The organism is Skermanella sp., assembly GCF_059503625.1.
In genome coordinates this window covers 1-2,016 of sequence record NZ_JCACHA010000550.1, presented here as the reverse complement: position 1 = coordinate 2,016, position 2,016 = coordinate 1, and the positions used below count along the sequence as shown (strand labels likewise).

Sequence of the window (2,016 nt, the reverse complement as noted above, 5' to 3'; positions counted from 1 at the left end):
CGCAAGTGGCTCGACCAGACGTATCAGGTCAAGGGCTTCGTCCGGCGATGAGAACAAGGGGAAACCGTTCATGAAACTCGTAGTGGCCATCATCAAACCGTTCAAGCTCGACGAAGTGCGCGAGGCCCTGACGACGCTCGGCATCCAGGGCCTGACCGTCAGCGAAGTCAAAGGGTTCGGCCGGCAGAAGGGGCAGACCGAGATCTATCGTGGTGCCGAATATTCGGTCAGCTTCCTGCCGAAGGTGAAGGTCGAGGTCGCCGTGAGCGAGGAACTGGCCGAACAGGTGGTCGAGGCGATCCAGAAGGCGGCCAACACCGGCCGGATCGGCGATGGCAAGATCTTCGTACTGGAAATCTCCCAGGCCGTGCGTATCCGCACCGGCGAAACCAACGGCGAAGCGCTTTAGGCGCTGGCCGCGAGGCGCTGTAGGCGCTAGCGACGACGTCTCCGTCTCTTGCGCATGAGGGCGTGGCCCGGCGGAATGGCAGTTCCGCCGGGTTTTCCATGCCTGGACCCGCCAAGTGCCGGACCGGCCGCATATCCCCGGCATCATGGTTGACGCGCCGTTAACTATTTCATGCGACAAGCCTGCGGGCGGATCGGCTCGAAGCGGTCGGCTCGAAACAGTGGGCTTTTACCAGTTAGCTTGTACCGGCCTCCCGCCGCCGCTACACTCCGTTTCCGTTTTGTACGAAACTCCGGGGCCGTCCGGCATGCTGTCTTCCCCGCTCGTGAACGACCGGCTCGGCCGGTTGAGCGACTATCCCTTCACCCGGCTGGCGGCGCTGCTGTCCGGGATCACGCCGCGCGCCAACGTCGAACCCGTCGTCATGTCGGTGGGGGAGCCGCAGCACGCTCCGCCGGCCCTGATCGACGAGGTTCTGCGCACCAAGGCCCAGCTTTGGGGCAAATATCCGCCGGTGGCGGGGACGCCTGAATTCCGGGCAGCGGCCGCCGGCTGGCTGAACCGCCGCTACGGCCTTCCCGCCGGAATGATCGATGCCGAAAAGACGATCCTGCCGGTGGCGGGCACCCGCGAAGCGCTGTTCCTGGCGGCCCTGCTGGCCGTGCCCGAGTCGAAGGCCGGACAGCGCCCCGCCGTCCTGCTGCCCAACCCTTTCTATGCCGCTTACGAGGGCGCCGCCGTCATGGCGGGCGGCGAGGCGGTCTTCCTGACCACCACGCGCGAGACGGGGTTCCTGCCCGACCTGGACGCGCTGTCGCCCGAGCTGCTGGAGCGTACGGCGCTGTTCTATCTGTGTACGCCGTCCAATCCGCAGGGCGCCGTCGCCGGCCGGTCCTACCTGGAGCGTGCGATCGGGCTCGCCCGCCGCCACGGCTTCGTTCTGGCGGTGGACGAGTGCTATGCCGAGATCTACGACAGCGAACCGCCGACCGGCGTGCTCGAGGTCGCGGCGGCGACGGGCGGCGACCTGTCCAACCTGCTGGTTTTCCATTCCCTGTCCAAGCGGTCGAATGCCGCAGGATTGCGCTCCGGCTTCGTGGCCGGAGACCCCGATCTGATCGCGCTGTTCTCGCGGCTGCGCAGCTATTCCATCGCCGGGACCCCCTTGCCGGCCCTGGCGGCCGCGGCGGCGCTGTGGGACGACGACGAGCATGTGGTCGAGAAACGCGCCCTTTACCGCGCCAAGTTCGACGCGGCGCAATCTGCGCTGGAAGGCCGTTTCGGCTTCTACCGGCCGGCCGGCGGCTTCTTCCTGTGGCTCGATGTCGGCGACGGCGAGGACGCCACGGTCCGGCTGTGGCGTGACGGCGGCATCAAGGTCCTTCCCGGCGCCTACCTGACCCGACCCGATGCCGACGGCGTCAACCGCGGCTCATCCTTCATTCGCATAGCACTGGTTCACGATGCCGCCACTATCGCGGAAGCCTGTACCCGCATCTCCAAGATCCTCTAGATCCGATACCAAGCCCGCTCCCAGGCCCAAGCCTGACCCGAAGGCCGATCCCAAGCCTGCCCAGACCAAGCAGACCCAGACCAAGCAGACCCAG

Annotated in this window: 2 protein-coding genes; both read left to right on the top strand. The window is 66.6% G+C overall.

The features are described from left to right. Positions 1-70: 70 nt before the first annotated feature. Positions 71-409 (top strand): P-II family nitrogen regulator, encoded by a 339-nt coding sequence (locus AC5JJ6_RS11640; RefSeq protein ID WP_044433347.1) that lies wholly within the window; start codon positions 71-73, stop codon positions 407-409. Positions 410-716: 307 nt separating this feature from the next. Continuing rightward, entirely contained in the window at positions 717-1,922 is a 1,206-nt protein-coding gene (locus AC5JJ6_RS11635; RefSeq protein WP_496042185.1) for an aminotransferase class I/II-fold pyridoxal phosphate-dependent enzyme, read from the top strand. The last annotated feature ends 94 nt before the right edge of the window (positions 1,923-2,016 follow it).